This is a genomic window from Cellvibrio sp. ATLC23, from assembly GCF_057196725.1.
The window spans coordinates 1-569 of the sequence record NZ_JBXUOS010000030.1 but is presented as its reverse complement, the minus strand read 5'-3'; the positions used below and the strand labels follow the sequence as shown (position 1 = coordinate 569).

The window sequence follows — 569 nt, the reverse complement described above, 5'->3', positions numbered from 1 at the left end:
CAACTGGCTCGGTTGTGTGTAGCGCAGTGACTTGTGTTGTTTCTAGTGCGCTGGTGCGCATAGGCTTTTCAATTTCTGTCGCTTGTTGAGCAATGTCTAGCGTTTGTTCAGTATTTTTGTCTTCGTTATGGAGGCGATGTTCAGCAACTGATTCGGATGTGACTTTTGCAGAGTCTTGAATAGATATTTGCCCAACATCGACGGTAGTGGTTCCCGGCGAGTTTTGCATGCCAGTCTTTGTTGCGGGTTGAGCCATTTCTTGATTGCGATCGTAAATAATATTTTTCTCTGCTGGCTCTGCAGTATCTTTGTATGAACTATTTTCTTCTGACTGCGCGTTATCGTCTTTCGCTATTATCGCAATCGCCTCCAAATCAAGCGGTTGACGTTCGATAATCGCCGTAATAATAGCTTGGTAATAAGCCGCCGGATTTACTAGTTGGTTGATCGGTGTTTGACTTGCAGCCGTCAGTTCTGCCCGCGCTTCTTGATCAAAAAATGGTGCCTGCTGAATCACTGCAATAGTTAATTGCTGCCATTGCTGTTTATCGAATTCTAAACCTTGTAAT

The 569-nt window shown here is 44.3% G+C and carries 1 protein-coding gene; it reads right to left on the bottom strand.

Annotated elements, in window-relative coordinates; translation table 11 throughout:
* A partial coding sequence (locus AC2CG4_RS20050; protein WP_484487953.1) for a hypothetical protein occupies positions 1-569 on the bottom strand: 569 nt, incomplete at both ends.